The following is a 6,435-nucleotide window of genomic DNA, read 5'->3' as shown; positions in this document are numbered from 1 at the left end:
TATCCATTTCGGCTATTATCATTATTTTTACTCATAGTATCATACTTACAATAACCTAATGCCTCATCCATTTCAGCTTCTAATGCTTCTTGTAGAACATCTCTAAACATTTCTTTTAATCCTACTAATATTTCATTAGCATTAGTAAAATGTTGCTCCTTAATATATTCTCTTAATAATTCTTTCGACACGTTTCCCATATAAAAAACTCCTTCTTGCAATAATTTGTTATTTTGATTATTGCCAAGAAGAAGCTATTTTTATTCTGTTTACACAAAATTTTTTATACGGCCGAAAATTGCTGTTATCAATAATATAGATAATCTTTTCAAAGTTTATCGTATCTCTTTTTCTATATAATAACAAAAAAGGAGTAAAAAACAAATAGAATAATGTCTAATTTAAAAGGAACTAATTTTTCCTTAATACAGAGATTAGCTCCTTTTAGATTTTTGTTATAACTATCTATTTTCAAATACATTAACTGCATCATTTATGTGTTTAATAAACATATCTCTAACTTCAGGATATTCTCCAAGTCCCTTTACAATACAGTCAACTTCATAGCCCTCATTTTCAAGTAATGTTTTCCATGAATCTTCTTCGTCACTTGCCATATCATTTAAAGCATGGTCACCTGCAACTACCATTAAAGGAGTTAAGTGAACTTTCTTTGGTTTAAATTCCTTAAGGAACTTAATAACTGAATCTATTTCAGGGTATCCTTCAACAGTTCCAACAAAGAAATTTTTAAATCCATGATCTTTAAAAGCGTAATCAAGAGCTGGATAAACTGCATTTGCATGATGTGATGAACCATGTCCCATAAATACAAGGGCTTCATCCTTATTAACATTTTTAAAATTATCTTCAAGAACTGCAACTAATTCTTTAAAGTCTGCAGTTGAAGTTAAAAGTGGTGAACCTACTTTTAGTGTTGCAAACTTATCTTTATATTTTCTTAAATCTTCAAGCATAAAGTCATTTTCAATACCATTAATTATGTGTGTTGGCTGAAGTATAAGGTCTGTAACTCCATCTATAAGCATTCTCTTTATAGCTTCATCAACAGTATCAATATGTATGTTATCTCTTTTTCTTAATATGTCTATAATCATTTTGCTTGTAAAAACTCTATAGATTTTATAATCTGGATATGATTTCTTTATATCTTCTTCTATTTTATCTATTGTTTTTTCTCTTGTTTCATGATACGAAGTACCAAAACTTACAACTAAAATTGCTTTTTTTCTATTCAAGTCAAATTACTCCTTTATATTAAAATTCTTAATTTTTTATACTACCTTAAAGGTTTTAAATTTCAAAAAAAGTATAGCATCAAGGCATATATAATGTCAATTTGAGTATGATTTCCATTAAATATAATAATTAAGATATAAAATTTCCTCTAAAATAAAAAATATGATAATATAACTATGAAATTAATAATGGGAGTTGATATTATTGGAAATTCTTATTTCCATGGGTTTAGGATTTATTTTAGATTTAATTTTTGGGGACCCTATGTGGCTTCCACATCCAATAAGACTTATAGGAAATACCATAAGTAAGGGAGAAAAAATTACTAGGAAAATATTTAAGGATAAAGAATTTATAGCAGGAATGGTTTTATCAATTTTTGTTGTAAGTATGTCTTTTACACTTCCTTTTTTAATTCTTTATTTAGCAGGTAAGGTGAGTACATATTTAAAGATAGCCATAGAATCAATATTTATATATCAAATAATGGCTACTAAGTGTTTAAAGGATGAAAGCATGAGAGTTTATAAGTATCTTTATAAGAAGGATATTTTAAATTCTAGAAAATACTTATCATGGATAGTTGGAAGGGATACAGAAAACTTAAATGAAGTTCAAATTACTAAAGCAGCTGTAGAAACAGTAGCTGAAAATGCATCTGATGGAGTTATTGCACCTTTATTTTATATTGCAATTGGAGGAGCACCTTTAGGGTTCTTATATAAGGCTGTTAATACTTTAGATTCTATGATTGCTTATAAAAATGATAAGTATCTTTACTTTGGAAGATTTGCTGCAAAGATGGATGATGTCTTTAATTTTATTCCTGCAATACTTGCTTCTTATCTTATGATTATAGGAAGTTTTATTTTAGGAATGGACTACAGAGGAGCTTTTAGAATTTATAAAAGAGATAGACATAAGTCTTCAAGTCCTAATTCAGCCAAAACTGAAAGTGTGGCAGCAGGAGCTTTAAGAATTCAGCTTCTTGGGGATGCTTATTATTTTGGTAAACTTGTAAAGAAGGAGACTATTGGAGACCCTTTAAGACCTGTAGTTATTGATGATATAAAAAATGTTAATAAACTTATGTATACAGCTGCTATTTTAGGGCTTATTATATTTTCAGCTGTTAGATATTTAGGAGTGATTGTGCTATGAGAAAAATAGTTCATGGAGGGGATATTTATAGTAAAAGCCATATTCATAATTTACTAGACTTATCAGCTAATATTAATCCTTTAGGAATGCCAGATAAGGTTAAGAAAGCAATTATAGATAATATAAATAACTACGAAGCTTATCCAGATCCTTTATGTAGAGATTTAAGGAAAGCTTTATCTAATTATCATAATATTAATGAAGATTTTATTGTATGTGGAAATGGAGCTGCTGATGTTATTTTTAGATTAGTGTTAGCTTTAAAACCTAAAAAGGCACTTATTTTAGCTCCAACCTTTGCTGAATATGAAGAAGCTTTAAGCCTTAGTAATACTGAAGTTTCTTATTATGATTTAAAGGAAGAAAATAATTTTGAAATTCAAGAGGATGTGCTCCAAAGCATAAATAGTGATTTAGATATATTCTTTATGTGTAATCCTAATAATCCAACAGGAATAGCTTTAGAAAAAGATAAGGTTTTAAAAATAGCTGAAAAGTGTAAAGATAATAATGTACTTTTAGTTTTAGATGAATGTTTTTCTGACTTTTTAATTAATGAAGAGGAATATTCTTTTGTTCCTTATTTAAAAGACTATAAAAATGTTTTTATTCTTAAGGCTTTTACTAAAATGTATGCTATGGCAGGTATAAGACTTGGGTATGGATTATGTTCAGATTTAAGTTTTATAAGTAAAATAAGTAATATTGGACAGCCTTGGTCAGTTTCAACTGTAGCAGAAAAAGCGGGCTTAGCAGCTTTAGAGGAAACTGAATTTGTAGATAAGACTAAAAGTGTTATAAAAGAAAATAGAGAATACCTATTAAAGGAATTAAAGAAGTTAGGTTTTACTACTTATAAATCTATGATTAATTATATTTTATTTAAAAGTCCTATTATAGATTTAAAAACAAAAACTGAAAGATATGGTATACTCATAAGGTCATGCAGTAATTATAGAAATTTAGATGATAGTTTCTATAGAATAGCAGTTAAGTCACGTGAAAGCTCTGAAAGGTTTATTAATGCACTTAAGATGATAGTTAAGGAAGAAAATAAATGAAAATAATCATGGTTATTATAGATGGAGCTGAGGCTTCAGATTATAAAGACTGTACATATATAAATAAAGCTGATTTTAAGGGATACATAAATAATATTCCAAGAGGGAGAACCTCTGAAAGTCTTAGCTGCATTATGAATATGCTAAAGGTTCCACTTCAGTATATTCCAAAGGGCAGAGCCTTTTTAGAGTCCTTAGCAAAGGGACTTAATATAGGAGATAATGATATTATTTTTAGATGCAATAATGTGAGAGTAGAAGATAATATTCTTAAAGGTAACAAGATAGAAGATTTAAGTATTAGCTTTGGAAAGACTGGATATCTTTATTCTATGGATAGTTATAAGAATCTTTTAGTTCTTCATAATAAGAAGAATTTGATTCGGAAAATAAAAACCTATCCACCTCATGAGCATTTTGGAGAAAGTTTAAATAACATACTTCCAAGCTGTGAAGATAAAGATACAGAAGATTTTCTTAGAGATTTAATTTACAAGTATTCTATTTATCCCTGGGGAGAATCTATAAAGACTTTTGTGCCTTCTTTTGAAGAGATTAATGGTATTAAGGGAGCAGTAGTATGCAGTACTGAAATTGTTAAGGGCATTGCAAAGTCTCTTAAAATGTACTGCCCAGAAATTAAAAATACTACAGCTGATGTAGATACCAGCCTTGAAGAAAAGCTTTTGTGGACTTTAAAGCTTAAGGAAGATTATAACTTTGTACTTCTTCATATAAATGGAGCAGATGAGAGTGCTCATAGAAGAAATAAAAGAGAAAAGGTAGATTTTATAAAGAAAATAGATGAAATAGTAATAAAAGAAATTAGTGAAAAAATAGATGATAATACATGCCTTATAGTTACTTCAGATCATGGAACTTCAAGTGACTCTGGAGCACATTTAAAGGGGGATGTACCTTATTATCTATTTAATAAAAATGAGGAGGGAGAGTATTGGCTAAAAAGATAATGATACAGGGAACTGCATCAAATTCAGGTAAAAGTCTTATAGCAGCAGCCCTTTGCAGAATTTTTACTCAAGATGGATATAAGACTGCACCTTTTAAGTCTCAAAATATGGCTCTTAATTCCTTTATAACAGAGGATGGCTTAGAAATGGGTAGAGCTCAGGTTATGCAGGCAGAATGCTGCAGAATAAAACCTGATGTAAGAATGAATCCTATACTTTTAAAACCAACAAGTGATCAGGGTTCACAGGTTATTGTAAATGGTAAGGTTCTTCAGAATATGAAGGCAAGGGATTATTTTAAAATAAAGAAAAATTTAATTCCTGACATAATGAAGTCTTTTAATGAGCTTGAGGAAGAATTTGATGTTATAGTAATTGAAGGTGCAGGAAGTCCTGCTGAGATTAATTTAAAAAGTGATGATATTGTAAATATGGGGCTTGCTAAAATGGTGGATTCTAATGTCATCTTAGTTGGAGATATTGATAGAGGCGGAGTTTTTGCAAGTTTAGCTGGTACTATGCTTCTTTTAGATGAAGATGAAAGAGAAAGAGTTAAAGGTACTATAATAAATAAGTTTAGAGGCGATGTTGAGATTTTAAAGCCAGGTCTTGTTTCCTTAGAGGAAATAATTAAGGTTGATACTTTAGGTGTAGTCCCTTATTTAAATGTAGATGTTGATGATGAAGATAGTTTAAGTGATAGATTTACAAGAAAAAGTGTAGCTTCTTTAGTTGATATAGCTGTTATAAGAACGCCTAGAATATCTAATTTTACTGACTTTAATGCCTTAGAATACATAGATGGTGTTTCTGTAAGATATGTTTCAAGTGTTAAAGACCTTAAAGAGCCAGATTTAATAATTCTTCCAGGAACTAAAAATACAATGGGAGATTTATTATATCTTAGAGAATCTGGTCTTGAAGCTGCTATTTTAAAACATGCTGCAAAGAAAAGACCAGTCTTTGGTATATGTGGAGGCTATCAAATGCTTGGTACTGTTTTAAAAGATCCTTTAAACCTTGAACATGGTGGCTCTATGGCAGGGCTTGGACTTTTAGAGGGAGAAACTTTCTTTGAAGAGGAAAAGACTACAAGAAGAACTTCTGGCATAATAAACGAAGTTGAAGGAATTTTTAAAAATTTAAGTGGACTTGAATTTGAAGGTTATGAAATTCATATGGGTAATACTACCAATGATAAGGTAATAGTTAATAAGGACAATATATATGGTTCTTATATTCATGGGATTTTTGATAAAGAAGAGATTTCAAAAGTTATAATTGAAGCACTTTTAAAAGCTAAGGGCAAAAGTGTAGATTCTATAAAAACCTTTGATATGGAAAGTTATAAAAATGAACAATATGATATTTTAGCTTCAGAGGTAAGAAAAGCCTTAGATATGGATAAAATATATAAGATTATGAATTTAAAATAAAGGGTGATTTTTATGAAGGATAAGTTAGGACTTATTCACATTTATACTGGAGATGGAAAGGGCAAAACAACTTCTTCAGTAGGTTTAGCTGTAAGAGCATTAGGGGCAGGACTTAATGTTGTATTTTGTCAGTTTTTAAAGTCTGGAACTAGCTCAGAGCTTAATATTTTAAAGGACCTTGATAATTTAATTCTTGTTCAAGGTGAAGGCGTTAAGGGCTTTGTAAAATATATGAGTGAAGAAGAAGTTAAACATGTTACAAAGATGCATGATGAAATGCTACTTAAGTGTATTAGTTTATGTAAAGAAGGTAAATGTGATATGCTTATATTAGATGAGATTATGGCTGCAGTAAATTTAAATGTAGTTTCTTATGATGTTCTTTTAGATTTCTTAAGAAATAAGCCTGAAAATGTAGAAATAGTAATGACAGGAAGAAATCCTAAAGAAGAACTTATAGATTTAGCTGATTATGTATCAGAAATTCGAAAGATAAAACATCCTTTTGATGAAGGTATAAATGCAAGATATGGAGTAGAAAAATAG

At 29.4% G+C, this 6,435-nt stretch carries 7 protein-coding genes; 5 read left to right on the top strand and 2 right to left on the bottom strand.

Features of this window, described 5'->3' with window-relative positions; genetic code table 11:
• Nucleotides 1-200: transposase (locus BM384_RS04010; RefSeq protein WP_175537276.1), on the bottom strand; the 200-nt coding region annotated here is incomplete at its 3' end.
• Between the two features lie 261 nt (nucleotides 201-461).
• The gene (locus BM384_RS04005; RefSeq protein ID WP_090011309.1) at nucleotides 462-1,259 is read right to left on the bottom strand and encodes a sirohydrochlorin cobaltochelatase; all 798 of its coding nucleotides are present in this window, start codon (nucleotides 1,257-1,259) and stop codon (nucleotides 462-464) included.
• A gap of 205 nt (nucleotides 1,260-1,464) precedes the next feature.
• Between BM384_RS04005 and cbiB the strand changes: the two genes are divergently transcribed.
• The 5 genes from cbiB to BM384_RS03980 are packed head-to-tail and all read left to right on the top strand — an operon-like array spanning nucleotide 1,465 to nucleotide 6,435.
• On the top strand, nucleotides 1,465-2,421 hold the full coding sequence (cbiB, locus tag BM384_RS04000) for an adenosylcobinamide-phosphate synthase CbiB (protein WP_175537275.1): 957 nt from the start codon (nucleotides 1,465-1,467) through the stop codon (nucleotides 2,419-2,421).
• The gene (locus BM384_RS03995) at nucleotides 2,418-3,482 is read left to right on the top strand and encodes a pyridoxal phosphate-dependent aminotransferase (RefSeq protein ID WP_090011305.1); all 1,065 of its coding nucleotides are present in this window, start codon (nucleotides 2,418-2,420) and stop codon (nucleotides 3,480-3,482) included. Before cbiB ends, BM384_RS03995 begins: the two co-directional genes overlap by 4 nt.
• Nucleotides 3,479-4,453, top strand: coding sequence for an alkaline phosphatase family protein (locus tag BM384_RS03990; RefSeq protein ID WP_090011302.1), 975 nt, complete (start codon nucleotides 3,479-3,481; stop codon nucleotides 4,451-4,453). The genes BM384_RS03995 and BM384_RS03990 overlap by 4 nt, the downstream gene beginning before the upstream one ends.
• On the top strand, nucleotides 4,438-5,889 hold the full coding sequence (locus BM384_RS03985; RefSeq protein ID WP_090011300.1) for a cobyric acid synthase: 1,452 nt from the start codon (nucleotides 4,438-4,440) through the stop codon (nucleotides 5,887-5,889). Before BM384_RS03990 ends, BM384_RS03985 begins: the two co-directional genes overlap by 16 nt.
• A 12-nt stretch (nucleotides 5,890-5,901) precedes the next feature.
• Nucleotides 5,902-6,435 carry a cob(I)yrinic acid a,c-diamide adenosyltransferase gene (locus BM384_RS03980; protein ID WP_090011298.1) on the top strand — a complete coding sequence of 178 codons (534 nt, stop codon included), beginning with the start codon at nucleotides 5,902-5,904 and terminating at the stop codon, nucleotides 6,433-6,435.

The sequence above is a fragment of the Clostridium sp. DSM 8431 genome, assembly GCF_900116755.1.
Classification (GTDB): domain Bacteria; phylum Bacillota; class Clostridia; order Clostridiales; family Clostridiaceae; genus Clostridium.
The sequence above is the reverse complement of the archived record's forward strand: the minus strand, read 5'-3'. Positions and strand labels throughout refer to the sequence as shown.

What these genes read in the sequence shown, in the direction of transcription:
- BM384_RS03990 (WP_090011302.1), top strand. Translation starts at nt 3,479, where the DNA reads ATGAAAATAATCATGGTTATTATAGATGGAGCTGAGGCTTCAGATTAT.
- BM384_RS03980 (WP_090011298.1), top strand. Translation starts at nt 5,902, where the DNA reads ATGAAGGATAAGTTAGGACTTATTCACATTTATACTGGAGATGGAAAG.
- BM384_RS03995 (WP_090011305.1), top strand. Translation starts at nt 2,418, where the DNA reads ATGAGAAAAATAGTTCATGGAGGGGATATTTATAGTAAAAGCCATATT.